Source organism: Enterococcus gallinarum (genome assembly GCF_021496385.1).
Classification (GTDB): Bacteria; Bacillota; Bacilli; order Lactobacillales; family Enterococcaceae; genus Enterococcus_D; species Enterococcus_D gallinarum.
This window is the reverse complement of the sequence record NZ_CP050816.1, coordinates 2108856-2133718: the sequence shown is the minus strand read 5'-3', so window position 1 is coordinate 2133718 and position 24863 is coordinate 2108856. Positions and strand designations below refer to the sequence as shown.

At 41.8% G+C, this 24863-nt stretch carries 26 protein-coding genes; 5 read left to right on the top strand and 21 right to left on the bottom strand.

Annotated elements, in window-relative coordinates:
• Window positions 1-248 precede the first annotated feature (248 nt).
• The 5 genes from HED61_RS10595 to obgE form a co-directional block, all read right to left on the bottom strand.
• Window positions 249-674: a LapA family protein gene (locus HED61_RS10595; RefSeq protein WP_060814322.1), complete on the bottom strand. Its 426-nt coding sequence runs from the start codon at window positions 672-674 to the stop codon at window positions 249-251.
• A gap of 12 nt (window positions 675-686) precedes the next feature.
• Window positions 687-1475, bottom strand: a complete 789-nt coding sequence (locus HED61_RS10590; RefSeq protein WP_003126657.1) for an SDR family NAD(P)-dependent oxidoreductase — start codon at window positions 1473-1475, stop codon at window positions 687-689.
• Window positions 1459-2415, bottom strand: coding sequence for a ribonuclease Z (rnz, locus tag HED61_RS10585; protein WP_060814323.1), 957 nt, complete (start codon window positions 2413-2415; stop codon window positions 1459-1461). Before rnz ends, HED61_RS10590 begins: the two co-directional genes overlap by 17 nt.
• A gap of 64 nt (window positions 2416-2479) precedes the next feature.
• The gene (locus tag HED61_RS10580) at window positions 2480-3049 is read right to left on the bottom strand and encodes a DUF456 domain-containing protein (protein WP_003126659.1); all 570 of its coding nucleotides are present in this window, start codon (window positions 3047-3049) and stop codon (window positions 2480-2482) included.
• 202 nt (window positions 3050-3251) lie between these two features.
• A complete protein-coding gene (obgE, locus tag HED61_RS10575; protein ID WP_003126661.1) occupies window positions 3252-4565 on the bottom strand; it encodes a GTPase ObgE in 1314 nt (437 codons plus the stop codon).
• Between the two features lie 252 nt (window positions 4566-4817).
• Between obgE and gap the strand changes: the two genes are divergently transcribed.
• The gene (gap, locus tag HED61_RS10570; protein WP_003126662.1) at window positions 4818-5828 is read left to right on the top strand and encodes a type I glyceraldehyde-3-phosphate dehydrogenase; all 1011 of its coding nucleotides are present in this window, start codon (window positions 4818-4820) and stop codon (window positions 5826-5828) included.
• 51 nt (window positions 5829-5879) lie between these two features.
• On the opposite strand, the gene HED61_RS10565 is transcribed toward gap, so the two are convergent.
• The 3 genes from HED61_RS10565 to HED61_RS10555 all read right to left on the bottom strand — a co-directional run bounded on the left by HED61_RS10565 (window position 5880) and on the right by HED61_RS10555 (window position 8637).
• Window positions 5880-6824: an alpha/beta hydrolase gene (locus HED61_RS10565; protein WP_138371856.1), complete on the bottom strand. Its 945-nt coding sequence runs from the start codon at window positions 6822-6824 to the stop codon at window positions 5880-5882.
• Between the two features lie 47 nt (window positions 6825-6871).
• Window positions 6872-7219 (bottom strand): hypothetical protein, encoded by a 348-nt coding sequence (locus tag HED61_RS10560; RefSeq protein WP_219645317.1) that lies wholly within the window; start codon window positions 7217-7219, stop codon window positions 6872-6874.
• Between the two features lie 320 nt (window positions 7220-7539).
• Entirely contained in the window at window positions 7540-8637 is a 1098-nt protein-coding gene (locus tag HED61_RS10555) for a DUF871 domain-containing protein (protein WP_029486837.1), read from the bottom strand.
• A gap of 176 nt (window positions 8638-8813) precedes the next feature.
• Here HED61_RS10555 and HED61_RS10550 point away from each other — a divergent pair, with 176 nt between their 5' ends.
• Complete coding sequence (locus HED61_RS10550) at window positions 8814-9554, top strand: peptidylprolyl isomerase (RefSeq protein ID WP_003126666.1); 741 nt, start codon at window positions 8814-8816, stop codon at window positions 9552-9554.
• 53 nt (window positions 9555-9607) lie between these two features.
• Here HED61_RS10550 and fabZ read toward each other — a convergent pair whose 3' ends face one another.
• A complete protein-coding gene (gene fabZ / locus HED61_RS10545) occupies window positions 9608-10048 on the bottom strand; it encodes a 3-hydroxyacyl-ACP dehydratase FabZ (protein WP_003126667.1) in 441 nt (146 codons plus the stop codon).
• Between the two features lie 203 nt (window positions 10049-10251).
• Between fabZ and fabI the strand changes: the two genes are divergently transcribed.
• Together fabI and HED61_RS10535 are read left to right on the top strand one after the other, a co-directional pair.
• Window positions 10252-11007: an enoyl-ACP reductase FabI gene (fabI, locus tag HED61_RS10540; protein WP_003126668.1), complete on the top strand. Its 756-nt coding sequence runs from the start codon at window positions 10252-10254 to the stop codon at window positions 11005-11007.
• A 188-nt stretch (window positions 11008-11195) separates the two neighbouring features.
• Entirely contained in the window at window positions 11196-12113 is a 918-nt protein-coding gene (locus HED61_RS10535; protein ID WP_003126669.1) for a mechanosensitive ion channel family protein, read from the top strand.
• A 57-nt stretch (window positions 12114-12170) separates the two neighbouring features.
• Here the strand turns inward: HED61_RS10535 and cbpB are convergent, their stop codons facing one another.
• From cbpB to HED61_RS10495, 8 genes are all read right to left on the bottom strand, one after another.
• Window positions 12171-12668, bottom strand: a complete 498-nt coding sequence (cbpB, locus tag HED61_RS10530) for a cyclic-di-AMP-binding protein CbpB (protein WP_005473224.1) — start codon at window positions 12666-12668, stop codon at window positions 12171-12173.
• A 108-nt stretch (window positions 12669-12776) separates the two neighbouring features.
• Window positions 12777-13289 (bottom strand): metallophosphoesterase, encoded by a 513-nt coding sequence (locus HED61_RS10525; RefSeq protein WP_060814328.1) that lies wholly within the window; start codon window positions 13287-13289, stop codon window positions 12777-12779.
• Entirely contained in the window at window positions 13286-14638 is a 1353-nt protein-coding gene (gene rph, locus HED61_RS10520; protein WP_219645316.1) for a ribonuclease PH, read from the bottom strand. The genes HED61_RS10525 and rph overlap by 4 nt, the downstream gene beginning before the upstream one ends.
• Window positions 14639-15451, bottom strand: coding sequence for a glutamate racemase (gene racE, locus HED61_RS10515; protein WP_003126674.1), 813 nt, complete (start codon window positions 15449-15451; stop codon window positions 14639-14641). It lies immediately after the preceding gene.
• Between the two features lie 231 nt (window positions 15452-15682).
• Window positions 15683-16339: an amino acid ABC transporter permease gene (locus HED61_RS10510; protein ID WP_003126675.1), complete on the bottom strand. Its 657-nt coding sequence runs from the start codon at window positions 16337-16339 to the stop codon at window positions 15683-15685.
• 14 nt (window positions 16340-16353) lie between these two features.
• Complete coding sequence (locus HED61_RS10505) at window positions 16354-17001, bottom strand: amino acid ABC transporter permease (RefSeq protein ID WP_003126676.1); 648 nt, start codon at window positions 16999-17001, stop codon at window positions 16354-16356.
• 14 nt (window positions 17002-17015) lie between these two features.
• A complete protein-coding gene (locus HED61_RS10500; RefSeq protein WP_003126678.1) occupies window positions 17016-17825 on the bottom strand; it encodes a transporter substrate-binding domain-containing protein in 810 nt (269 codons plus the stop codon).
• Window positions 17826-17838: 13 nt separating this feature from the next.
• Window positions 17839-18576: an amino acid ABC transporter ATP-binding protein gene (locus HED61_RS10495; protein ID WP_003126679.1), complete on the bottom strand. Its 738-nt coding sequence runs from the start codon at window positions 18574-18576 to the stop codon at window positions 17839-17841.
• Between the two features lie 255 nt (window positions 18577-18831).
• Between HED61_RS10495 and trpS the strand changes: the two genes are divergently transcribed.
• On the top strand, window positions 18832-19839 hold the full coding sequence (gene trpS / locus HED61_RS10490) for a tryptophan--tRNA ligase (protein ID WP_005473228.1): 1008 nt from the start codon (window positions 18832-18834) through the stop codon (window positions 19837-19839).
• Between the two features lie 336 nt (window positions 19840-20175).
• Here the strand turns inward: trpS and HED61_RS10485 are convergent, their stop codons facing one another.
• The 4 genes from HED61_RS10485 to HED61_RS10470 form a co-directional block, all read right to left on the bottom strand.
• Window positions 20176-20553 carry an NUDIX domain-containing protein gene (locus HED61_RS10485; RefSeq protein WP_060814331.1) on the bottom strand — a complete coding sequence of 126 codons (378 nt, stop codon included), beginning with the start codon at window positions 20551-20553 and terminating at the stop codon, window positions 20176-20178.
• 203 nt (window positions 20554-20756) lie between these two features.
• On the bottom strand, window positions 20757-23177 hold the full coding sequence (gene pheT, locus HED61_RS10480) for a phenylalanine--tRNA ligase subunit beta (RefSeq protein ID WP_156248296.1): 2421 nt from the start codon (window positions 23175-23177) through the stop codon (window positions 20757-20759).
• A 2-nt stretch (window positions 23178-23179) separates the two neighbouring features.
• Complete coding sequence (gene pheS / locus HED61_RS10475) at window positions 23180-24223, bottom strand: phenylalanine--tRNA ligase subunit alpha (RefSeq protein WP_005473233.1); 1044 nt, start codon at window positions 24221-24223, stop codon at window positions 23180-23182.
• 317 nt (window positions 24224-24540) lie between these two features.
• On the bottom strand, window positions 24541-24861 hold the full coding sequence (locus HED61_RS10470) for a winged helix-turn-helix transcriptional regulator (protein WP_003126685.1): 321 nt from the start codon (window positions 24859-24861) through the stop codon (window positions 24541-24543).
• Window positions 24862-24863: the final 2 nt, after the last annotated feature.

The following is a 24863-nucleotide window of genomic DNA, read 5'->3' as shown; positions in this document are numbered from 1 at the left end:
TTTGGAGAAAAGAAAAGCGTTGACCAAAAAAGCACTACCAGCTTCTCTCCTTTTTCTGTCCTATTTCTAGTACAATAAAAACGACATCCTTCGGTCGTTTATCGAAAGACCATCGAAGGATGTCGTTATTATTTCGCTCATTTGTTGCAAAAGAGTGGTGAGCCAATCTTGCGCCTCACTTCAGAGATTTACCGTTCTGGTTGGAGTCCCAAAACCCTCTTTTGAAGAACAAGAGTGCAAGCTTACCATTACTCTGGAAACGTATCTTGACGATTTTCTATAATTGGTGGTTCACCAGGCACAACTGCCGCAGTTTTTGCTTCTGCTTCAGCAATTTGTTGTTCCCTCAAGGCGAGGTCTGCTTGCTTGTTTGCATATTCCCGTTCTAATACCTCACGCTGTTCTTGCAGTTTTTCTTCATTATTTTGTTGAAAGTCAGCCAATTCTTTCCGTAATCTTTTTAATTCTTTCTTTTGTTGGAACATCGTACTAGTTGACACTAGTAAGATAATCAGTGCCCCCAACAAAGCCGCCCCAATGATAATCAAGATCAGAGGCGCTTTGATGCTAGTAAAGCCAAAATTGATTGGAACAGTCATATTATTGGCGACCGCAAAAAGGACGATCACTAAAACCAACAAAATACCTACGATTACTCGCCATTGATTTTTCATCAAAAACAACTCCTATTTTTTATTGAATAGACTTCCAGCCAAGTAGTCCCCAATAGCTGGGAATAGTGTGTAGAATTTTGCAGCTACTCCCATCACTTGTGGGCGATTGATCTCTCGTTTTGGATGAATCATCGCTTTAACGATGGTCTTTGCCAGTTTTGTTGGTTCAAGAACAAATGTCCCTAAAGAAGCTAAATAATTGCCACTAGGATCTGCTTGGTCAAAGAAGGCTGTTTCGATAGGCCCCGGATTGACAGTTGTCACATGGATGCCGAAAGGTTTCAACTCCAAACGCAACGCATTTGAAAAACCTAATACAGCAAATTTGGTTGCCGAATACACTGCAGTTTTTGGTGTAGCAATTTTCCCAGCCATCGATGCCACATTGATGATATGACCAGAGCGCTGATCGACCATTTCTAAAGCAATTTGCTGTGTTAAGACCATCATCCCTAATACGTTCACTTCAAACATATTGCGGATCGTTTCTGGTTTCATTTCTGTAAATTCTTGAAAAATACCAAAACCAGCATTGTTGACAAGAATGTCCACTTTTCCGACCTTTTCACGAATCGAAGCAATGACATTTTCGACACTTTCAGGGTCTGCAATATCCAATTGAAAGGCATAAGCTGGTTTGCCACTTAATGTCATACAATGTTCTTTGACTTTGTTGATCAACTGACTTCTACGGGCACAAATCACCACGATCGCACCGCGACGCGCTGCTTCATAACAGATTTGTTCCCCTAAGCCAGCAGATCCGCCAGTTACGACAATTACTTTATTTTCTAACAACATCTTGATCTCCTTTTTCTGCAAATGGGACATCGATGACATCGAAGTCTTTCACGATCACCGTATTAGGAAATACAGCTTTTGCTTCATTTGCCAGATTTGTAATATCTTTCCCAACATAGCGTGCACTAATGTGCGTCAAAAGCAATCGTTTTACCTGTGCTTGTTTGGCTACTTCAGCCGCCTGCACCGTTGTAGAATGAAAATAGGCGCGAGCCATTTTAGCTTCATCTTTATTGAAGGTACTTTCGTGAACCAGTACATCTGCATTTTCAGCCAATAAGATCGAATTGGCACAAAGGCGAGTATCTCCTAAAATCGTGACGGTACGTCCCTTTTTCGCTTCACCTACATAGTCGCCTCCGTTGATTTGTCGTCCATCTTCCAACGTGACGATTTCGCCTTTTTTCAGTCGACCAAAAACTGGACCCGGTTTGATTCCTAATGCAGTCAAAGCTTCTACCTGAAGCTCTCCTTGGTGACTCGCTTCTTCGACTCGATACCCAAAGCTTTCAATTCCGTGATCCAACCGACGGCAAGAAACGGTAAACTGTTTGTCCTTGAAGAGAATGCCTTCTTTTGTGATCTCATGAAAAACTAACGGGTAGCTCAATTTTGTTTGAGAAATTCTTAACACGGTCCGCACAAATTCTTCAATACCTATGGGCCCATAAATCTCTAACGGTGAAGCGCCCCCTTGAAAGGAGCGACTGCTGATCAATCCAGGCAATCCATAAATATGATCTCCATGTAAGTGAGTAATGAATATCTTTTCGATTTTCCGTGGGCGAATCGTAGAATGCAAAATCTGCATTTGTGTGCCTTCACCACAGTCAAACAACCAAACAGCATTGCGTTCATCAAGTAACCGCAGTGCTGTGCTTGTTACATTCCGATGTTTCGCTGGTACGCCTGCACCGGTACCTAAAAATTCTAATTCCATATACTTCTTTCCTTTCATCTTCCCCCAATTTTAGCGGAAACGAAGGTCAGATGCAATTTATAGTTTATTCCTGTTCTTCTTCAGATTGGGAATGAGACTTTTTCCAATCTTCTTGCGCTTGTGCTTTCGTTTTTTCTTCGACTTTTTTAGCCGTTTCAATTTCTGCTTCTACTTCATCATAGTCAAAGCGAGTAATTTCCCCACCTAATTGATTCATGATCAACTGATTTAGTGGACGATTGTCTTCCTCATCTGCAATCAACAATAAGCCAGTGTCGCCTACCCCAATTTGGGTGCTGACATGTTCAAACAGCAATTGTGCATTTTGGATTTCTTTGGCGTCTCGTGTCGCGCCAATCATACTACCGCCGAACCAGCCTAACATGATTCCTAATGGTCCTCCCAGAATTCCTACTAGCATCCCAATCATTCCACCAGTCGATGCTTTGTTATTACCGGTAAAGTCTAGAAAATCTTCGATCTTGAACTGGTGCGCACCGGATTCTGTATGAGTGATCACAGCCATTTGTTCTCCTTTGATTTTTCGTTCCATATGCATGCGTTTTACTTCAGAAAATGCTTGGAATGCTTCCGAGTTTGCGTTGAAATTCATTACAATCACACGTTTTGCCATAATTTTCGCTCCCTTTCTTTTCTTTATTTTACCAGTATCTTGTCTATTTGAAAAAGAAAACAAATAAAAAAACGAAGTCATCTCATAACTCCGCTTTTTTATAAAGATTCCCTAGTTGTATCAAGAGTTGTTCCTATTGATAGGATTAGGCGCTAACGCTTTAACTGTATCTAAAGCAGCAACTAAGCTTACTCAACTAATCTTATTCAACAAATTCAAACTCAAAATTACCGATGCGCACGATATCGCCATCTTTGGCTCCTCGCGCACGTAACGCTTCGTCTACTCCTAACCCGCGTAATTGACGGGCAAAACGCATGACTGTTTCATCATGATCAAAGTTAGTCATTTGGAAGAGTTTCTCAATCTTTTCACCACTCAAGATCCAAGTAGCATCTGGATCACGATCAATGGTAAATTCTGGTTCATCCGAATGGAACCCATATTGAACAACTTCTTCTTCGATTTCCTCATCATACAATAAGAATTCTGGTGTGACTTCTAATAAGTCTGCAGTTGCACTCAGTAAAGCATCAATTCCCTTACGAGTGACACCTGAAATTGGGAAAATCGGCAAAGGATCTGCGAATTCATCGGTTTGTTCTTTTGCTAATTGCTCTTTGAATTTCACCAGATTTTCTTCTGATTCTGGCATATCCATTTTATTCGCTACGATAATTTGCGGACGTTCAAGCAAGCGTAAGTTATGGGTTGCTAATTCTTGATTGATTGCTTGATAGTCTTCATACGGATCGCGCCCTTCCATCCCACTCATATCGATCACGTGCAAAATCACTCGTGTCCGTTCAATGTGTCGTAAAAACTGTGTACCTAATCCAACACCTTGCGATGCCCCTTCAATCAATCCAGGAAGATCGGCCACGGCAAAACTACGACCATCTGAAGTCGTTACCATCCCTAGATTAGGGACTAGCGTTGTAAAGTGATAGGCACCAATCTTCGGTCTTGCAGAAGAAATGACAGAAAGTAATGTAGATTTTCCTACGGATGGGAAACCAACCAAGCCGACATCAGCTAGTACTTTCAATTCCAATTCAATTTTTCTTTCTTGGCCAGGTTCGCCATTTTCAGCTAGTTCTGGCGCCGGATTCTTTGGAGAAGCAAAACGGATATTGCCACGACCGCCACGGCCGCCTTTGGCAATCGTCAACGTCTGTCCTTGCTCCAACAGATCTCCTAGCAAAGCACCTGTGTCTGCATCGCGGACAGTGGTTCCTTGGGGAACTTTGATATACGTATCTTCTGCTCCGCGGCCATGCATCCCTTTACTCATTCCGTTTTCACCTGGTTGTGCTTTAAAATGACGATTGAAACGGAAATCCATTAACGTACGCAAGCCTTCGTCGACAACTAAAATCACATCACCGCCGCGGCCACCATCCCCACCGGCTGGTCCGCCATCGGGAACGTATTTTTCTCTTCTAAATGCAACCATCCCGTCTCCGCCTTTACCAGCTTTGACATCGATTGTTACCTGATCTAAAAACATGGACATGTTATGTGCCCTCCATTCTCTCTTCTTACCTTCTAATAAACCAATTTGAATACAATTCATGCCATTTGCAGGCCAAAGTTCACCTTTAAGAAAGTCTATTTAATTGTAACGACCGCAAGGCCATTTGTCTATCTTTTCTGCCTCTTTTCCCAAAGAACTAGATAAAAAATTAAGGGTTTTTCTTTGACAGAATCTTGGTTTCGTAGCAGAATTTTAATTGTAAGATCAAAAAAAGAGGAGGAACAATAGATTATGACAGTAAAAGTGGGAATAAATGGATTCGGACGTATCGGTCGCTTGGCCTTCCGTCGAATCAAAGAAGTATCAGATGATATCGAAGTCGTGGCGATCAATGATTTGACGAGCCCAGTCATGCTAGCCCAGTTACTCCAGTTTGATTCAACTCATGGTACCTATCCAGGCACAGTCACTGCCACAGATGATGCGATCGTCGTTGATGGAGAAGAAACAAAAGTCTACGCAGAACCTGATGCCAGCAAAATTCCTTGGGTGAAAGAAAATGGCGTGGATATCGTTTTAGAATGTACAGGCTTTTATACATCTGAAGAAAAAGCACAAGCACACTTAGATGCCGGTGTAAAACGTGTCGTTATCTCTGCACCAGCAGGAAAAATGAAAACGATCGTTTACAATGTCAATAGTGATACACTTACTGCAGAGGACAAAATCATTTCAGCTGGTTCTTGTACAACCAATTGTTTAGCTCCAATGGCTTATTTCCTAAATGAAGAATTTGGGATCGAAGTAGGAACTATGACGACTGTCCATGCCTACACTTCTACTCAAATGCTTTTGGATGGCCCGGTACGGGGAGGCAACCTGCGAGCTGCGCGTTCAGCCGCTGATAATACGATCCCTCATTCAACAGGAGCAGCGAAAGCGATTGGTTTGGTCATTCCAGAACTAAATGGCAAACTTCAAGGACACGCACAACGGGTACCTGTTGTCGATGGATCTTTAACAGAATTGGTATCGATTCTGAAACAAAAAGTAACCGCAGAAGAAGTCAATGAAGCCATCAAGAAACACACGATCGACAATCCTTCTTTTGGCTACGATGACCGTGAAATCGTCTCTGGCGATGTTATCGGTACGACGCAAGGATCAATCTTTGACCCGACACAAACAGAAGTAACTACTGCAGGAGACTTCCAATTGGTCAAAACTGTTGCATGGTATGACAATGAATATGGTTTTACTTGCCAAATGATTCGTTTGTTAGAAAAATTTGCTAATTTATAAGCTACTCATTACAAAAAGAGCGAAGATCCGTAGATCTTCGCTCTTTTTTTGCTATTCTGGCAAGTGATCATACTTTTCAAGGAATGCCGCAATTTTTTCCTGGTAACGTTTTGGATCTTTCGTGTAGCTTTGGGCATGTTCCGCCCCTTTGACTACCCATTTTTCTTTTGGCGCATCTGTAGCAGCATAAACTTCTGCCAACATTGAATAAGGAACGAAAGTATCCGAATCACCATGGATGAAGAACATTGGACGAGTGTTCTTGTGCAGCTGTTTCACGGCATCTGCTTCGCCAAAGAAGTAACCAGCTCTTAGCTTGGTAACCAGACTAGTGACATTGATCAAAGGAAATGCTGGCAAACCAAATAATTGATCCAACTGATAGCTCAATTCCTCATTTACAGAAGCATAACCGCAGTCCTCAATGATCGCTGTTACGTTGGCAGGCAACTTTTCGCCACTGGTCATCATCACGGTAGCAGCTCCCATACTTACACCGTATAAAACAATGGATTCTTCCTTGCCGCTTTCTTTTAAGATTTGATCGATCCATTGGACATAATCTTTCCGTTCTGGCCATCCAAATCCTATATAATCGCCTTGGCTTTCTCCATGACCGCGGGCATCAGGAACCAATACGTTATATCCTAGATCATGGAACATCTTCGCATAAACTCCCATCGTCTCTGCGTTTCCCATATAACCATGGGCGACAATCACTGTTTTGTGCTGTGATTTTTGGGCAGGCAAGTAAATTCCGGACAACATCAATCCATCTGAGGATTCAAGTTGCCACATTTGACGATTTTCCGGAGCGGTAAACCACTCCTCCGCTTCAGGATTCGCATTGCTTTTGTCCGTTCCAGAGGTATCACCTTTTAAAAAATCTTTTTCTGATGGGACAACTGCGTAATTATAAAAATAATTTCCGGCATAGCCCAAGCCTGCTATCAAAAGCACTCCCACTAAAATGGCGATCTTCCAGCGTAGTTTCATTTTGTTCCTCCTCGACAACAAGTTTACATAATATAATTATTGGTTGATTATTTCAAGAAGCGCGCTTGAATCTGCTCCTTATTCAGGCGATATTTGAAATAAAGATGAAATCCGCCCGCCAACATCAACGTGATCCCATACACCCACATCTGATGCCAAAAATAAAATGTATTAATGACCGCAAAGACCCCTAAAACGGCAAAAAAACAGCCATATAAGCGCCAAAGAAAGCCATCAGTCCCTAATTTGGTAAAATATGTCTCCCATTCTTGACTGGTCATATGTTGTCGTTTCCGCTTTTGCTGGAAAATAGCAATCAGTAAGAAAATCGACAAAAAACCAGCCAGACGAATGGTAACGATAAATAACAATAACGTTTCAATAATAAAAAACACCGTTCTGGTTGCTCCCTCCTAAAAAACATTCTAGTACAAAATACCCCTTTTACTTTTGATTTGTCAATAGGACCAAAACGAAAAACAATCAAACTAACACTTCAACAAGCGCTACCAAGTGCTGCTATGTAAAGAGCAGAGAAGTAAAAAGTAAAGAAATTTTTGCTAGCAGGCGGCTCCTTTCAACAGTCCTCACCTTCTTACCATTAATCTCATCCACATGTAGAAACGTGCCTTTTTTTCCCCACTCTGCACGGACGAAAGCCATTAAACAAAAAGAACCGCTCAAAAAGAGCAGTTCTTTGGAAAAACAAAGCGTCTTATTCGTCTTTGCTGTCTTTTAGTTTAAAGCTTGACCATGGTTTCAAGAAATCCAGTAGAAACAGTTCATCTGCAGCAATTTTTCCTACGACATTGACACGGCCATCATTCTTCATTTCTTTCAATGCGATCTGAGTTTCACCTTTGTATTGCCCATAACCGACGTTATCGATCAAAATATCACCGCGAGTCATATCATGGGTATCATGTGCTGGGAATGGCTTATCTTTGTAGTAAATTCGAGTCATCGTCGACCGCAAAATATATTCTGAGCGATCCCCGCGATAACCATGAAGATTATCAAATAAACAGATGCGCTCGTCTTCTGTAATCCCTTCAGCAACATCTACTTTTAAGGTAGGATAGTCAGCGTTGAAGGCTTCTGCCATTGCAGCTAACTCTTTTTCTGATGCATAGGCATTTCCCACTGAAATATCATCGATTAATCCTGTCAAAACCAAATGTTTGACTTGAGTAGCGATTGGCAGATCACGATGATCTTCCAACGAACAAAGCCCATCTTGTGTTGGCCAAGGACCAAATGTTGCCTCGTGAGAATTCACAAAAGCCATTGTGTTCAAGTTGTAACGACGGAATTTTTCTGAGCAATACACAAAATGGTCATAACCCAAACCTGAATATCGATGAGGGTAAAAATTGTGAGAGCCTAATAAATTATTCGTATTTGGCGAATAACTCATGATATTGTCTACGTAGTTTGTCCCACTGCTCATATTGATCTCAATTTTAATGCCATAAGGATTACGCGTCATACGCGCTTCTTCGGCACCGGTAAAACCGATATCCAAACGGACACCATAAGCACCCATTTCATCAAAGAATGAAAGATCATCATATGAGATCTCTAATTGATCAAAGAGACCAGGATTGATGTCCACCATGACTTCCATTCCTAATTGATTGGCATAATCCACTACCTGCTTGAAATCTGCCAATACTTTTTCTTTATCATCTTCGATTTGCAGCAAACTTGTAAACACACGCTTAAAGCCGTATTTGTGTGCTAAATCAAGATAAGCCTTGTCTTTCTCAAACGTTGATCGTTCTGGATAAACTGAAATACCTAATTTTCCCATCCGTCAAACCTCCTAAAAATTCTATCCGTTTTTTGTTCATGAATCCTCTTTCATTATAGCAAACAACCGATAAGTGGTCTACACCTTTCCTATTGGTTTTAATAGATACCTGCTTTTCACTCCAGCTAAATTTTGATATGATAAAGACAGTCTAGTAATGAAAGGATCTTACTCAAATGAAAAAAATGATACTAACGTTGGCGGCAGCAACTAGCCTCTTTCTATTAACTGCCTGCAATGATACAACAACTACTTCTAGTTCTTCGGATAAAACAACCACATCAGAATCTGTAGACTTAAATTCTCTGGAACTGCCGCAGTTGTCCACTGAAGTAAAAGAAAATGAAGATCTTGTTGCACTTGAGACCACAGAAGGCACGATCAAAATCAAATTATTCCCAGAAATTGCACCAAAAGCTGTCGAAAACTTTATGACTCATGCCAAAAATGGCTACTACGATGGCTTGACTTTCCATCGAATCGTCGAAGATTTTATGATCCAAGGCGGCGACCCTAACGGTGACGGAACTGGTGGAGAAAGCATTTGGGGCAAAGGGTTTGGCGAGGAAATATCCAAACAGCTTTACCATATCCGCGGCGCGTTATCGATGGCAAAATCCAGCGCTCCCAACAGCCAAGGAAGTCAATTCTTTATTGTTCAAAACCATGATGATGTCTCTGATGGACGAGCAATCCAATTTTATCCTCAAAAAATCATTGACGCCTACAAAGATGGTGGTGCTCCGACACTAGATGGTAAGTACACAGTCTTTGGTCAGGTCATTGAAGGAATGGAGGTCGTAGACAAAATTGCCAAAGCCGAAACGACCGGTGAGGCGAATAGCAACGGAGAAGACTCTACGCCAAAAGATCCTGTCAAAATCAAATCCATCAAGATTTTACAAGAAGCTAAGTAAGCAAAAAAGACCAATGCCTTTGAAAATTTCCCTTAAAGGCACTGGTCTTTATTTTATTTTTGTTCTCCAACAATAAAGGTAAATTCACACTCCGCTGCTTTTTTTCCTTCCACAGTTGCCACAGCATTGGCTGTCCCTACAGAACCTTTGATTTTTGTAATCTCAAAAACAAGTTTCAAGGTATCGCCGGGAACAACTTTTTGACGGAATTTTGCTTTGTTGATCCCGCCAATATAAGCAGTTCTTCCCTGAAATTCATCCGATTTCAAAATCAAGATCGAACCTGCTTGTGCCAATGTTTCTAAAATCAACGCTCCTGGCATCACTGGATTTCCTGGAAAATGTCCTTGGAAAAAATCTTCATTGATCGTCACATTTTTCGTGGCAATGATCTTCTTCCCTGATTCAATCTCATCAACGTAATCGATATAAATGATCGGATAGCGATTTGGAATCAAGTCCATGACTTCTGTTTCTGTCAATAGTTTTTTCATGGGGTTCCCTTCCTTGCTTAAAAAAATATTATAGTTTGATTATCAAAGTATCATAGTTCTGATTTTTTCGCAACTAAATATTTATTAAGAAAAAAATAGTTTGACAATCAAACAATTATGAATAATAATTAGAAATCATGATAGTGGGACCCACTATCGATCGTCATTATTGATTATTATGCAAACTATTAAGGAGTGGAATTATGAGTTTCTTAACTGGAAAAAAAGTTGTCGTGATGGGCGTAGCCAACAAACGCAGTATCGCTTGGGGCTGTGCGCAAGCGCTAAAAGAACAAGGCGCTGAAGTCATCTATACGTATCAAAACGAACGCATGAAAAAACCTCTTGAACGGCTACTAGAGGAAAATGAGTATACGGTTGAATGTGATGTTGCAAATGATGAGAGTATCGCGAAAGCTTTTGAAACCATCAAAGACTATGCAGGCGAAATCCATGGCGTCGTCCATGCTGTCGCTTACGCCAACAAAGATGATCTTTCAGGTGATATTTTAAATATATCAAGAGATGGCTATGCACTAGCACAAGATATCAGCAGCTATTCATTGATCGCTGTTACTAAATATGCCAAACCCCTCTTGGCAGAAAATGCCGGAATCGTTACCTTGACCTATTTAGGTTCAGAACGTGCTGTACCCAACTATAACATGATGGGGATTGCTAAGGCTGCTCTCGAATCAAGCGTTCGCTATTTAGCTGCAGAATTATCCCCGCAAAAAATCCGGGTCAACGCCATCTCTGCAGGAGCAATCAAAACACTGGCTGTGACAGGTGTAAAAGATTATCAAAAGCTGATCCAATTATCTGAAGATCGTACTCCTGATCATGTTGGTGTGACCATCGAAGAAGTCGGCAACACATGTGCCTTTCTGATTAGTCCATTGTCTAGCGGTATCATCGGAGAAGTGATTTTTGTCGATAAAGGTGTTCACTTATCGTAATTCTATGATCACATGTACTCGTGCTCGTCTCTTGACTGGTCTATGCCAAGAGACGAGTTTTTGCTGTTTCTTTGCTAACTAATGATATTCCCTTATTTGTTCATCTTTTTATAAAAATTTAACAAGTGAATTTTGCATTTCTGTTTTTTCTCCTATAAAATAGACTTATTGATAGATGGAGGGATTTTATGTTACGACTTTTGACAGATGCTACAACGGATTCGACAGGATCCAGCTTGACGGAGCCTGCCGCAAAACAATTGAATGCCTTGCAGAAATGGTGGCAAAACATTGATTGGGAGGCTATTGTTGGTATCTTGATCCAAAAAGTTCTGATGCTGCTTTTTTTGATTATTTTATTTGGTATTTTGCTGAAAATCAGCAATTATGTCATCGAACGAATTTATCGTTCCTACGAGAAAAAAGGAACCTATAATGCCAGTCGAATCAACACGATCCATGCGCTGATCCGCAATATCGTCCACTATACATTAGGTTTCTTCTTTGTATATGCGTTATTGTCAACGATTGGCGTGCCTGTTGGTTCACTCTTAGCGGGGGCTGGGATTGCTGGGGTGGCACTGGGACTAGGTGCTCAAGGCTTTATGAATGATCTGATCACTGGTTTTTTTATCATTACTGAGCAACAAATCAATGTCGGCGATTATATCCGTTTGACGAATTTGTCATTAGAAGGAACAGTTACAGCTGTCGGTATTCGAACGGTTCAGTTAAAATCCGTGGATGGGACTGTCCATTATATCCCGAATCGGAATATCACTACGATCAGCAACACTTCACGAGCCAATATGCAAGTCGTTGTAGATGTGCGTATCTTGCCATCAGAGGGCTTAGATGATATCCGGTCGATCATTGACGAAGTCAATCAAACAGTGGCTGCTGCTCACGAGGAAGAGATCCAAACGAAACCAGCAATTTTTGGTGTTGTCGACCTTGGCAACAATAATTTTGCGATCCGGACAACGATGTATGTTACCAACGGAACTCAGTGGAAACTAAAAGAAGAGTTTTTAGCGGCTTCAATCGATGCACTGACTGCTAAAGGCTACACCATTCCTAGTGCGCCAATCATTGGCGTCAATTGACCGCTTAAACGTTAAAAGCACCCCGATGATTTTTTCGGGGTGCTTTTTTATACATTATTAGATGACTTGTAATTCGTCTGTAGGACTGGCCTCTTTTGAGATCAGCATATACCGTTTCTCTAATTCATGTGCTAGGTGATTGACAGATTTTAAGATTTCTTTTCGGGTAATGATTCCTACAAAGACATTTTCCTCATTGACGATGGGCAAAAATGCCTGATCCACTAAGAGATGAAGCATGTCTTCTAATTCGCCATCTTCTTTGATACAAGCCACATTGACTTCCATCACGTCTGCGGCCGTCAAGCCTTCTAAGTTGTCCATACTAAACCCAGTCAGGTCCATCATTCTTTCGACCACGTTCGATAAACTGATCAATCCAACAAGATGATCCTCACTATCTAGGACCGGAATCTTGGAATAGCCGACTTTCGATAAAACGAGTAACGCATGGTTTAATGGATGATTGTAAAGAACCGTTGCAACGTTTTCTGCAGGTACTAAAAAACTTTCTTGATTTTCTAATAATATTTTTTCTACTGTTTGACCAATCAATCTGAATGCCTCCATTTCACAGCTACTTTTCTATTTTACTAGAAAAATCAAAAAGATATCGTAAAACTGCTTATTTATAATGAATTTTTTACTTTTGATTTCGCTTTCTTAGCGCTCAAAAATAAAATGCAAATCAGCGATTTCATTAAACGTACGATCATAATATTGAACGATCCACTGCTTTTCAGTACTTTCTATGATGGCAAAACTTTTGATTTGAATAGGTCCCCGCGGTTGAGAAATACTGCCCGGATTCAAGAATAGTCGATGCCCCACCTTCTCACAGGCAATCTGGTGGGTGTGACCAAATACAGCAATTGACGCATCAGCTTGTTGTGCTTGAAGTCCGAGTGTTGTCACGCCAAAACGAACATCTGCCAAATGACCATGGGTCACATAAATCGTGTCGAGAGGCGTTTTGATAATCTTTGCATCCTCGTATTCCGGACTGTAATCACAATTTCCGCCAACCACTTGATAGGTTTGCCAAAGGGGATCGCTTGGTTGCAGTTCCGAATCTCCACAATGGATAAAGGTATCCACTTTCCCAGAAAATTCTGCTAGCAAATCAACGAGAATTTGACGATCGCCATGGTTATCGCTAACGATTAAATATTTCATGCTTGTTCTCCTTCCAACCACTCTTGCCATACATTGCGTAGTTTCGCGATGGCTTGACCACGATGACTCACTTGATTCTTTTCTTCTCCACTCATTTCAGCAGCCGTTTTATCTGAACCAACAGGGATAAACAATGGATCGTAGCCAAAACCGTTCTCTCCCCGAGGAATGCGGCCAATTCTGCCTGGCCAATCGGCAGCGACTACGAGACTTTCTTTGTCAGGAGCTGCAAAGACCAATGTACAATGGAATTGTGCTGTTCGTTGTTCATCTGGGATATCAGTTAATTCGTACAACAATTTGGCATTATTTGCAGCATCGCTTTTTTGTTCACCCGCAAAACGTGCCGAGTAAACACCGGGTCTACCACCTAATGCATCCACTTTTAAGCCCGAATCGTCCGCTAGAACAGGTCGCCCAAGAATTTTTGCAATCGTTTCTGCCTTCAGCCGAGCATTTTCTTCGAAAGTCGTTCCTGTTTCCTCAACATCAGGTAATGCGGGATAATCTTTCAATGTCCGAACGTCATAGCCAGCAGCACCAAAAACTGCGGTGAATTCTCGTGCTTTGCCAGGATTACCAGTGGCAATCACGATCGTCTTCTCAGGAATAACGTATTGGGGCTGTTCTTGGATCAGCAATGCTTCTTTTTGATAGGCAATCAGCTCTTCAATGGCTGTTTTGCCATAAATCAGCATTTCGTTCAATTGCTGACCATCAAATGTCGCTTCTTCCCCAGTTCCTTGAATCTCAATGAAACGGCCTGACTCTGTCATTACGAGATTCATATCTACAGCAGCCGCAGAATCTTCTTCGTAGTCTAAATCAGTGACACAAGTGTTATCAGGTAAAATTCCTACGCTGATGGCAGCAAGATGTTCTTTAATAGGATCTTCCGTTAGCTTATGGTTGGTCAATAATTGATCGATCGCCAATCGCAAAGCCACAAAAGCACCGGTGATACTAGCTGTTCGAGTGCCGCCATCCGCTTGGATGACATCACAATCGACTACAATGCTACGTTCACCTAACTTTTCCAAGTCTACCACTGCCCGTAACGAACGGGCGATCAGTCGCTGGATCTCCATTGTCCGACCAGACAGCTTTCCTTTTGCACTTTCTCGACGATTACGGGTATTCGTTGCTCGCGGCAGCATGCTGTATTCTGCCGTCACCCAGCCTTTCCCTGAGTCCCGTAAAAAAGGCGGCACTCGGTCTTCGATCGTTGCGGAACAAATAACTGTGGTATCACCAAATGAGATCACGACGGATCCTTCTGGATGTTTGAATACATTTGTTTTGATTTCTACTGGACGGATACTTCCCGCTTTTCTGCCATCATGGCGCATTTAATTTCCTCCTAATGTGATATGTTGCGAATGGACCGGTACATTCAACCATTCGTTCGCAATTTCATCAAATAATTTTGTTGAACCTGTCGTATAAAAAAAATATTCCGGTTCTTGGGTCATTTGGCTTGTATTGGCAATAGCAAAGTAGTCCAACAGCATGCTGACTTCACCCACTGTTTCTGCACCGGAATCAATCAGCTGGATCTGGCTCCCCATCTCGTTCTGGATCAAAGACCGCAACAAAGGATAATGAGTACAACCCAAAATCAACGTATCTAATTTCTTATTTTTGAGGGGGCGCAGTGTTTCGGCAACGATTTTTTTGGCAACCGATGATTGCGCTTGATTGCTTTCAACAATAGGCGCGAATTTGGGACAAGCCAAGCTAACTACCACAGAACGAGGTGATTTAAGCTTGATTGCTTCTTCATACGCATTGCTCTTAATAGTACCCGCAGTTCCAATGACACCGATCTGTTGGTTTTTTGTTGCTTTGACAGCAGCTCGAGAGCCAGGCAGTATGACTCCGATTACCGGAATCGATAATTTTTCTTTGATTTCTTCTAATGCGACAGCCGTAGCCGTATTACAAGCAATCACCAACATTTTGATGTTTTGCTGCAATAAAAATTCGGTCATCTGCCATGTATACTCGATGACTTGTTCTGCCGGACGCGGCCCATAGGGACAGCGTGCAGTATCACCAAGATAAATAATATGTTCATTGGGCAATTGCTTAATCGCTTCTTTAACAACGGTCAATCCGCCAACACCAGAATCGATAAAGCCAATGGGTTGTTTATTTGTCATAGTTGTCCATCCTTTTTAATGAAAGAAAGAAATTTGTCTAAGTTCCATTTTGGACTTTTTTTACTGATTTTTCAAGTATTGCTTTATCCAAGAAAGCAATGAACCTATTGCGGTCAAAAAAAGATCCGAAAACCTCCGATGCTCTGGCTACTCTCGTCCAAGGAAAGCAACTGCATGACATCAAAGGTCATTCGGATCTAGTAATCACTGTTTCTATGCAGCCTCAAGAAATCAGTAATTATACTGACGTGCTTCCAAGAAGCGAGAAAGCAGCGATAAGGCATAGCAGACGATGAAGTACAGCACAGTCATCGCAAGAAACATTGGCAATACATAATTGGTATTTTGTCCATAAATAATTCGAGCATGGTGAGTCAGTTCTGGAAGTGAAATAATCACTGCCAATGACGTATCTTTGATCAATGAGATCAATTGACTAACGATCGCAGGCAGCATGGCTTTAAAAGCTTGCGGCATCACAATGCTTCGCAACACTTGGACATAACTCAAACCGGTAGACAAACCAGCCTCCATTTGCCCTTTTGGTACGGCATTAAGCCCCGCTCGAAAAATCTCTGAGAGCATGGCAGATTCAAAAATCGTCAATGCCACAACTGCAGACCAGAAAATATTGAAACGAATACCGATCTGCGGCAATGCAAAGTACGTGAAGAAAATAATCAGCAGCAACGGCAGGTTTCGAATCACATCGATCACTACACCTAAAATCTTTGAAAAGAACGGAATGTTAGTGAAACGCAAGACTCCTGCAAGGCCGCCAATCAGAAAACTAAAGATGATCGATAAGACGGAGACTTCGATCGTTACTCGGAGACCGTCGATCAAAAACCGAAGATTGATGGCAGAAAAAGCTTCGAAAAATTCCATTTAGTGTCTCCTTTCTATGAGCGTACAGCCCAACGTCTTTCAAGATAAACCATTAAATAGGATAATGGTAATGTGATAATCAAATAAAAGATTCCGACAATAATATAGGTGTCGAAAGTATTAAAGGTTTCACTGGCAATCAAGTCACCTTGATACATAATGTCAAGACCAGCTACCATTGCTAAAATCGATGAATTTTTGACCAAGTTGATAAACTGATTTCCTAGTGGCGGAACAACGATTTTAAAAGCCTGCGGTAAAATAATGTAGCGCATGGCCTGGCTGTACGTGAATCCAGAGGACAAAGAAGCCTCCATCTGCCCTTTAGGAACTGTCTGGATTCCAGAACGAATCGTTTCTGCAATAAACGCAGACGTATAGATGGTCAAGCCGATCGTTCCCGCTTGAAATCCGTCAAAAGTCACCCAATACATCGGCACCACGACATAAAAGAACATCACGATGATCAACAAAGGAATATTTCGGAAAAACTCGACATACGCTTTAGCGATCCCTTTGACCCATCGATTGGTAGACAGCTGAAATATCGCCATCAATGTACCAATCACTAAACTAAAGAATAAAGCCAGTAAACTGGAGAAAATCGTATATTTGAAACCAGAGAAAAACTGGTCGCCGTAAGTTTGAAACAATTCAAGCATGCAAATTTCCTCCTTTAATCAACTTTCCCAGATGCATCATCAGGGAACCATTTCTGATAAATTTCATCATACGTACCGTCTTCATGCATTTCTTTCAATGCCTGGTTGACGGCTTTCAAGAAAGGCTCTTGTCCTTTATCGATAGCTATTCCGTAAGGTTCATTTGTAAATGTACCGCCAACTAAATGATAGTTGGGATTTTCACTGGCCATCCCCAATAAGATCGCATTATCTGTCGTCATCGCATCGCCTTGTCCTGACTGTAATGCAGTAAAGGCTTCGGCATAATTTTCTAACTCCAAGATTTTTGCTTCCGGCGCTGCCTTGCGGATATTGATCGCTGATGTCGATCCTTTGACGACTAAAACCGTCGTATTGGCATTTAAATCTTCGATTCCCTGAATCGGGCTATCTTTGGCTACTAATAAAGATTGTCCAGCATCGAAATAAACATCAGAAAAATCTACTTGTTTCTTCCGTTCATCCGTGATGGTCATCGTAGCGATGATTGCATCGATATTGCCATTTTTTAATAGCGGAATTCGAGTTTTTGATGTGACTTCGACAAAAATAGCACTTCCGTCACGTCCTAAAATATGCTCAGTAATTGCTTTAGCGATATCGATATCAAATCCGCGGACTTCAGCTGTCGCAATATCCATCAATCCAAATAATCGGGTATCATTCTTGACTCCCCAGATGATTTGGTTGCTTTCTTTGCTGCTCGCTAACACATCACGTTCTGCAGCACTTTGGCCTTTACAAGCAGAAAAGGTCATGAGCGCGAATACAAGGAGCAGCACTGTACTGATTTTTTTGCTCATAGCTACTTTCCTCCTAATGATTGGTTACCTTGCTTAAGAATTGTTTGGCCCGTTCGTCTCTTGGGTTTTCAAAGAAGCCATCGACGTCGCGACGATCTTCTAATACTTGGCCTTCTGCCATGAAAACGATCCGGTCGGCTACTTCACGGGCAAAACTCATCTCATGAGTCACCACGATCATGGACATGCCTTCACTGGCGATTTTTTTCATCACGTCTAAAACATCACCGATCATTTCTGGATCCAGTGCAGAAGTTGGCTCATCGAAAAGCAACATTTCTGGTGTCATGGCTAATCCTCGGGCAATAGCCACCCGCTGTTGTTGTCCGCCAGACAACATGGATGGATAAGAATCTTTTTTGTCCAGCATGCCTACACGGTTCAACAGTTTTTCGGCTAAGGCAATCGCTTCTTGTTCATTTTGTTTTAATACTTTAATGGGAGCCAAAGTGATGTTTTCTAACACGGTTTTATTGGGGTAAAGATTGAAATGCTGGAAGACCATTCCGATGTTTTTTCTAATCTCTGTCAATTTGACATCTTTACTGAAAAGATCTTTGCCATTGATCAGTAAGTGACCAGAAGAAATCGTTTCTAATCCATTGATTGTGCGAAGCATCGTGCTTTTTCCGGATCCTGAAGGACCAATCACAACAACGACTTCACCTTTTTCAAATTCAATATTTATGTTTTTTAATGCATGGAATTTGCCGTAGTACTTTTCCACGTCTTTAAATTCTATCATTGCCATTCATTCACACTCCAAGTCTATATTTAAAAATAAATGAGTAATTGAAAAGATTTGATTCATATTATAGCTCAAAATTTTTCTATTTGTAAAGGTAGTTTTAATTTCCACATCATCCCCAAAGAAAAACCTTCATTATTTTAACCTCATGTTAGGTTTTTGTCCATCGTTTTTTTTCGACCCTTAGTAGAACAAGTTGTTTCTTTTGGAAAAACAAGGTAAGATGAACTATATATTGAATTTAGAGGTGGATGAAACGTGAACACAATATTAACCGGAGACCGGCCTACAGGGCAACTTCATTTAGGGCATTATGTCGGCTCATTAAAAAAACGAGTGGAGATGCAAGACGACCCTAACAATCAACTTTATATCATGATCGCTGATATGCAAGCATTGACAGACAATGCCAAAAATCCACAGAAAGTGTCAGAAAATATCTTGCAAGTGGCACTTGACTATTTAGCGATTGGTCTCGATCCGACCCGCTCGACTTTATTTATTCAATCACAAATCCCTCAGTTATCGGAACTAACCATGTATTACTTGAATTTAGTCAGTGTGGCACGGGTTCGCCGCAATCCGACCGTCAAAGCCGAGATCGAACAAAAGAAATTTGGGGAAGGTGTCCCAACTGGATTCTTCATCTACCCTGTCTCACAAGCAGCAGATATCACTGCTTTCAAAGCCAACTTAGTTCCTGTCGGTGAAGATCAAAAACCAATGCTAGAACAAACACAAGAAATCGTTCATAGCTTTAATTCCATCTATAGTGACGTATTGGTGGAACCTAAAGCAGTTCTTCCGCCTAAAGGAATGGGACGTTTACCTGGTATCGATGGAAATGGTAAAATGAGCAAATCATTGAACAACGGAATCTATTTGGCAGACAATGCGGATATCGTTCAAAAGAAAGTCATGAGCATGTACACTGATCCAAATCATATCCATGTAGCAGATCCTGGCCAAGTCGAAGGCAATATGGTCTTCACTTATTTAGATGTCTTTGGCAAAGATTTAGAAAAAATTGCCGCATTGAAAGAGCACTATCGTCAAGGCGGTCTAGGCGATGTAAAAATCAAGCGCTATCTGATCGATGTCTTAGAAGAAGAATTTGCTCCGATCCGTCAGCGACGAGAAGAATTTGCTAAGGACCCGGCTGAAGTCATGAACCTCTTAAAAAAAGGCAGCGAAAAAGCAGAACAAGTCGCAGCACAAACCTTGGCAGAAGTGAAAGAAGCAATGGGGATCAACTACTTTGCATAAATATGAACAACCAACAAACCCACCAGTATGCTTGGTGGGTTTGTTTTTAATTACTATCTTTTATTTAAAGATCCCTAAATAAAAAAGCGAACTGCTCAACTACCATTGACATGTGAGCAAACACCATTCGAGAACATTTTTCTCAATCACGACAGAATCGCTTTCTATCAAAAAGAAGCTACCATCACGAGTAAGAACTTAGACCGGAAAATATTCCCCAGGATGACTTTGAAGCGAGAAAACGATCGGTGCATATAAGTAAGGAATAAATTTATACCCATTGATCAATGCGCGATACTCTTTTTCATTGACCCACTTTGCTTCAGCAACTTCTTCTTACTGCAAACAAAGTTCAGGGTTAGCGCCGGTCCATTGAACAAAATAGAGTTCATTCCAGCCTTCTTCAAATTTCACTGTTAAACGACTAGGGATTTTCTCTGAAGAAAGTGTCATCCCTAACTCTTCTAATAGTTCCCTTTCTGCCGCTTGATAACAGCTTTCACCAGCTTTGACGGTCCCGCCAGCAGGATAATCCCAATAACTAGGCCAGCCTTTTTTTGTGGATTGTCGTTTTTGAATCAGTAATTCTCCGGCTTCATTAAACAATAAAACAGACACCACAACTCGGTAGCCGTCATTAGGGACTGGCGTATCCCGCAACATCGTCGCAGCTGTTGGCTGCTTTTGTGCATCGTAAACCGTCAGTTGTTCCATCAATCGATCCTTTCTTCCATAAAATAAAACTGGAAAAGCAACTCTTCGAGCTGTGGTTATCCATGAGAATATTTACTCTATCCATTATAAAAAAAATTGTAGCATAGCAAGGGAGAACACCTTCCCCTGCAAATGCTACAATCTTGCTGATTCCTCAAGATCACTCTTTTTTTATGTCACTGTTTCCTATCACAGCAATGGGACTAACGAATTTCTACTTGTAGTGATTCTTCTAGCACACGTGTGATCTTCGACATTGCTTGATTGATTTCTTCATCTGTCAATGTCGCTTCAGGATTAGCAAAAGTCAATCGATAGGCCATTGATTTTTTATTGCTATCGATGTTCTTTCCTTGGTACACATCAAATAGATGAATGTCCGTCAAGAAACGGCCTGCTGCTTGTTCAATGGTTTGCAGGATTGTTTGGTTCGACGTCTTCTCATCCACCAACAGTGCAATATCCCGGTTAACTGATGGGAATTTCGAAACTGCTTGATAAATGAGCGCTGCATTTTCAGTTGCTAACAAACGATCCAAGTCCAATTCAGCAACATATGTCTCAGTCAGATCATAAGCTTTTGCTGTACTTGGATGGACTTGCCCTAGGTAACCGATCACTTCATCCTGTAAGAGGATAGCAGCGGCTCTGCCTGGATGAAGTTCTTTGATTGCTGTTGTCTTTTCATAAGTAATCTGATCCGTAAGAGAAAGACTTGCAAACAAGTTTTCCAAGATCCCTTTAATATGATAGAAATCGACTTTTTGTTCAGCTTCTTGCCAATCTTTTTCGGTGATGGCGCCAGTGATGGCTAGTCCTAGATGATTGTTTTCTGTTGGTAGCTCCCGAGGGTCATCACTTGTTTTGTAAAAGACGCGCCCCACTTCGTACAACGCAACATTGGCATTTTTGCGGGCCAAGTTATAGGCAATGTCGTCCAGCAGTCCTGAAAGTAGATTCATTCTTAAGACACCACGCTCTTCTGTCATTGGCCAATCCAGACGGGTAACCTGACTCTCTAACCAACAAAATTGACGGGCTTTTTCTTCGGTTGTCAATGCATAGCTGATAGCTTCACTCACACCATTTCCTTCTAGGAGTGTTCGTACTTTGCGAGTCAAGCGTTGTTCTTTGGTTAAGCTCCCCGCAACTGTCTCACCACTTGGAAGTGTCGATGGCAGACGGTCATAGCCATAGATACGGGCGACTTCTTCAATGATGTCAGCTTCGATCTGAATATCCCAACGTCTAGGTGGGACCACAACTTGATAGGTACCTTCATTTTCTTGGTAGCCAAAACCTAAGGCGTCAAAAATCTCATTGGCTTCGCCAATCGTGATTTGTGTTCCTAAGTAGCGATTGATCCGATCTAATGTGATCGTGACTTGAACATCCTTAGGAGTCACTTCAGCGCCTTTGACAGCACCTTGTAGAACTGTACCGCCAGCTAGCTCCGCAATCATAGCAGCGGCTGCATCACAAGCCTCCGAGATCGCAGCCTGATTGATGCCTTTTTCGAAACGGGAAGATGACTCACTGCGCAAATTGAATTTTTTAGACGTCAAACGAATCGCTAGTGGGTCAAACAAGGCGGCTTCTAAAGCAACAGTTGTGGTATCTTGTGTGATTTCTGAATCTAACCCACCCATGACACCAGCTAAAGCGACTGGTTCTTTTCCATTAGTGATCACAATGTTCTTATCATCTAGCGTTCGTGTCTCTCCGTCCAAAGTGACCAACGTTTCTTGCGGTTTGCCACGGCGAACGACGATTTCTTGGCTGCCCAATTTTTGATAATCGAATGCATGAAGGGGTTGTCCAAACAGCAGCAAAATATAGTTGGTAATATCAACGACATTGTTGATTGGTCGAATGCCTTCATTCATCAAACGGTTTTGCAACCATTGCGGACTTGGTGCAATCGTTACGTTTTCAATGATCCGAATTTGATAGGCTGGCGCATCCTTTTGATTTTCTACGCTGACTTTGATCTTGTCTGCGGCTTTCACAGCACTTTCATTCAGTTGAATGGTCTCAAATTTTGGTGTTTGTCGATAAATGGCTCCTACCTCGTAAGCGACCCCCCGCATACTTAAGGCATCGGCCCGGTTTGGAGTGATCGACAACTCGATGATGGCATCATCCATATCGAGATAGGGAAAGACTTCCTTCCCCACTTCGGCATCGGTAGGCAAGTAATAAATACCCTCCGCATATTCTTTAGGGATCACACTATCAGAATAGCCTAATTCCTGCAGCGAACAGATCATCCCATTGGATTGTTGTCCGCGCATCTTGCCTTTCTTGATTTTGACATTGCCCGCGATCCGTGAACCTGGGAGTGCCACAATCACTTTGATGCCGCTTTTGATATTCGGCGCACCGCAAACGATTTGTGATAATTCAGATTCACCGATATCTACTTGGCAGATCGATAAGTGATCTGAATCTGGATGTGGCACACATTCTTTGACTTCCCCAACAACGATTTTCTTCAATCCCGCTGCTGGCACTTCGATTCCTTCGACTTCGATCCCTGTGACTGACATTTTATCTGCCAGCTCGTTTGGTGAGATCTCAGAAAGGTCAAGATAGTCATTTAACCATTTGTAAGATACTAACATATTTATTCCCCCTTGAACTGACTGATGAAACGTACATCATTTTGATAGAAATTCCGAATGTCGTTGACGCCATAGCGCAACATCGCAACCCGGTCAGGTCCTAAACCAAATGCAAAACCTGAGTATTCTTTGGGATCGATCCCGGACATTTCCAATACATTCGGATGTACCATTCCAGCGCCTAAAATCTCGATCCAACCGGTGTGTTTGCAGACATTACAGCCGGCTCCCCCACATTTGAAACAGCTGACATCTACTTCTACTGAAGGCTCTGTAAATGGGAAGTAGCTTGGACGCAAACGAATGCTGCGATCAGCCCCGAACATTTTTTGCATCATGACTTCTAGTGTCCCTTTAAGATCACCCATCGTCACATTCTTATCGATTACCAGTCCTTCGATCTGATGGAACTGATGACTGTGAGTCGCGTCGTCGGTGTCTCTCCGGAATACTTTTCCTGGTGAAATCATTCGCAATGGCCCTTTGCTGAAATCATGTTTTTCCATGGTACGAGCTTGCACCGGTGAGGTGTGTGTCCGAATCAAGACTTCATCTGAAATATAAAAAGTATCTTGCATGTCTCTTGCTGGATGGTCTTTTGGCAAGTTCATTCGTTCAAAATTGTAGTGATCTTTTTCGACTTCGAATCCTTCAACCACTTGATAGCCCATCCCCACAAAAATATCTTCGATTTCTTCCATGATTTGCGTCAAGACATGACGGGTCCCTTGTGGCATCTGCTTGCCAGGCAACGTCACATCAATCGATTCTTCAGCCAATGCCTTTTCTAGTGCGGCTGCTTCTAATGAAGTTTTTGCTTCCTCAATCGCTTGTGTAATCGCATCCCGGATCTCATTGGCATAGCTGCCGACTTTTGGACGCTCTTCTGCTGACAACTCTTTCATTCCCCGCAAAACTTCCGTGATGGGTCCCTTTTTACCAAGGACATCCACACGAATTTGATTCAATTCATTGATTGAACGGCTTTCTTTGATCTTTGAAAGCGTTACTTCTTTCAATGACTCTAGTTTCTCTTGTAAAGACATGTTTTTCCTCCTTATTCTTTGTGAATAGCTGATAAGTCAAGACGAAAAAAAGACCCCGTTCCTAAAAAAGGAACGACGTCTCGTGTTACCATCCTCATTCGTGGACAAAGTCCACGCACTCACTTCTACTAACGACAGTAGGACTGCCGACTGATTCTTGTTCAGTAAGCTCCAGAAATGAAATTCATTTTTCGAATACAGAACTTGCTTTCAGTCTATGACAAGTCTCCCTTTCCTGTTTCAGCCAAACTACTAGTTTCCATCAACGCTTTTTAACTATTCGATTGACCTTAGTGTACCTAATTATTTGCCAGAAATCAACTGCATTCTTCTTCTCTGACCCAAGTTTCTGCCCAGCGCTTCACACTCATCATACTTTTTTCAAGTGCGACCCCTCTTGGTGTTAAACAGTAAAGATTGTCTTCTTTGCAGACGATTTCTTCACGTTCTAATTCTTTCAAGCGCTCCACCAATACCCGATCGCTCACTTGGGGGATTTTTTTGGCAAGATCCACAAACCGTTGTTTGCCATCTTCAAGAAGCACATCAATGATCAAGCCATTCCACTTTTTCCCTAGAATCGAAAAAGCTTTTTCAAATTTAGGACAAAGGGCGTAATCTGTTTCCACTTTTATCATTT

Bases quoted from the DNA above. Each gene is read 5' to 3' on its own strand.
- HED61_RS10595 (WP_060814322.1), bottom strand. From the start codon at position 674: ATGAAAAATCAATGGCGAGTAATCGTAGGTATTTTGTTGGTTTTAGTG.
- HED61_RS10590 (WP_003126657.1), bottom strand. From the start codon at position 1,475: ATGTTGTTAGAAAATAAAGTAATTGTCGTAACTGGCGGATCTGCTGGC.
- rnz (WP_060814323.1), bottom strand. From the start codon at position 2,415: ATGGAATTAGAATTTTTAGGTACCGGTGCAGGCGTACCAGCGAAACAT.
- HED61_RS10580 (WP_003126659.1), bottom strand. From the start codon at position 3,049: ATGGCAAAACGTGTGATTGTAATGAATTTCAACGCAAACTCGGAAGCA.
- obgE (WP_003126661.1), bottom strand. From the start codon at position 4,565: ATGTCCATGTTTTTAGATCAGGTAACAATCGATGTCAAAGCTGGTAAA.
- gap (WP_003126662.1), top strand. From the start codon at position 4,818: ATGACAGTAAAAGTGGGAATAAATGGATTCGGACGTATCGGTCGCTTG.
- HED61_RS10565 (WP_138371856.1), bottom strand. From the start codon at position 6,824: ATGAAACTACGCTGGAAGATCGCCATTTTAGTGGGAGTGCTTTTGATA.
- HED61_RS10555 (WP_029486837.1), bottom strand. From the start codon at position 8,637: ATGGGAAAATTAGGTATTTCAGTTTATCCAGAACGATCAACGTTTGAG.
- HED61_RS10550 (WP_003126666.1), top strand. From the start codon at position 8,814: ATGAAAAAAATGATACTAACGTTGGCGGCAGCAACTAGCCTCTTTCTA.
- fabZ (WP_003126667.1), bottom strand. From the start codon at position 10,048: ATGAAAAAACTATTGACAGAAACAGAAGTCATGGACTTGATTCCAAAT.
- fabI (WP_003126668.1), top strand. From the start codon at position 10,252: ATGAGTTTCTTAACTGGAAAAAAAGTTGTCGTGATGGGCGTAGCCAAC.
- HED61_RS10535 (WP_003126669.1), top strand. From the start codon at position 11,196: ATGTTACGACTTTTGACAGATGCTACAACGGATTCGACAGGATCCAGC.
- HED61_RS10525 (WP_060814328.1), bottom strand. From the start codon at position 13,289: ATGAAATATTTAATCGTTAGCGATAACCATGGCGATCGTCAAATTCTC.
- rph (WP_219645316.1), bottom strand. From the start codon at position 14,638: ATGCGCCATGATGGCAGAAAAGCGGGAAGTATCCGTCCAGTAGAAATC.
- racE (WP_003126674.1), bottom strand. From the start codon at position 15,451: ATGACAAATAAACAACCCATTGGCTTTATCGATTCTGGTGTTGGCGGA.
- HED61_RS10510 (WP_003126675.1), bottom strand. From the start codon at position 16,339: ATGGAATTTTTCGAAGCTTTTTCTGCCATCAATCTTCGGTTTTTGATC.
- HED61_RS10505 (WP_003126676.1), bottom strand. From the start codon at position 17,001: ATGCTTGAATTGTTTCAAACTTACGGCGACCAGTTTTTCTCTGGTTTC.
- HED61_RS10500 (WP_003126678.1), bottom strand. From the start codon at position 17,825: ATGAGCAAAAAAATCAGTACAGTGCTGCTCCTTGTATTCGCGCTCATG.
- HED61_RS10495 (WP_003126679.1), bottom strand. From the start codon at position 18,576: ATGGCAATGATAGAATTTAAAGACGTGGAAAAGTACTACGGCAAATTC.
- HED61_RS10485 (WP_060814331.1), bottom strand. From the start codon at position 20,553: ATGGAACAACTGACGGTTTACGATGCACAAAAGCAGCCAACAGCTGCG.
- pheT (WP_156248296.1), bottom strand. From the start codon at position 23,177: ATGTTAGTATCTTACAAATGGTTAAATGACTATCTTGACCTTTCTGAG.
- pheS (WP_005473233.1), bottom strand. From the start codon at position 24,223: ATGTCTTTACAAGAGAAACTAGAGTCATTGAAAGAAGTAACGCTTTCA.
- HED61_RS10470 (WP_003126685.1), bottom strand. From the start codon at position 24,861: ATGATAAAAGTGGAAACAGATTACGCCCTTTGTCCTAAATTTGAAAAA.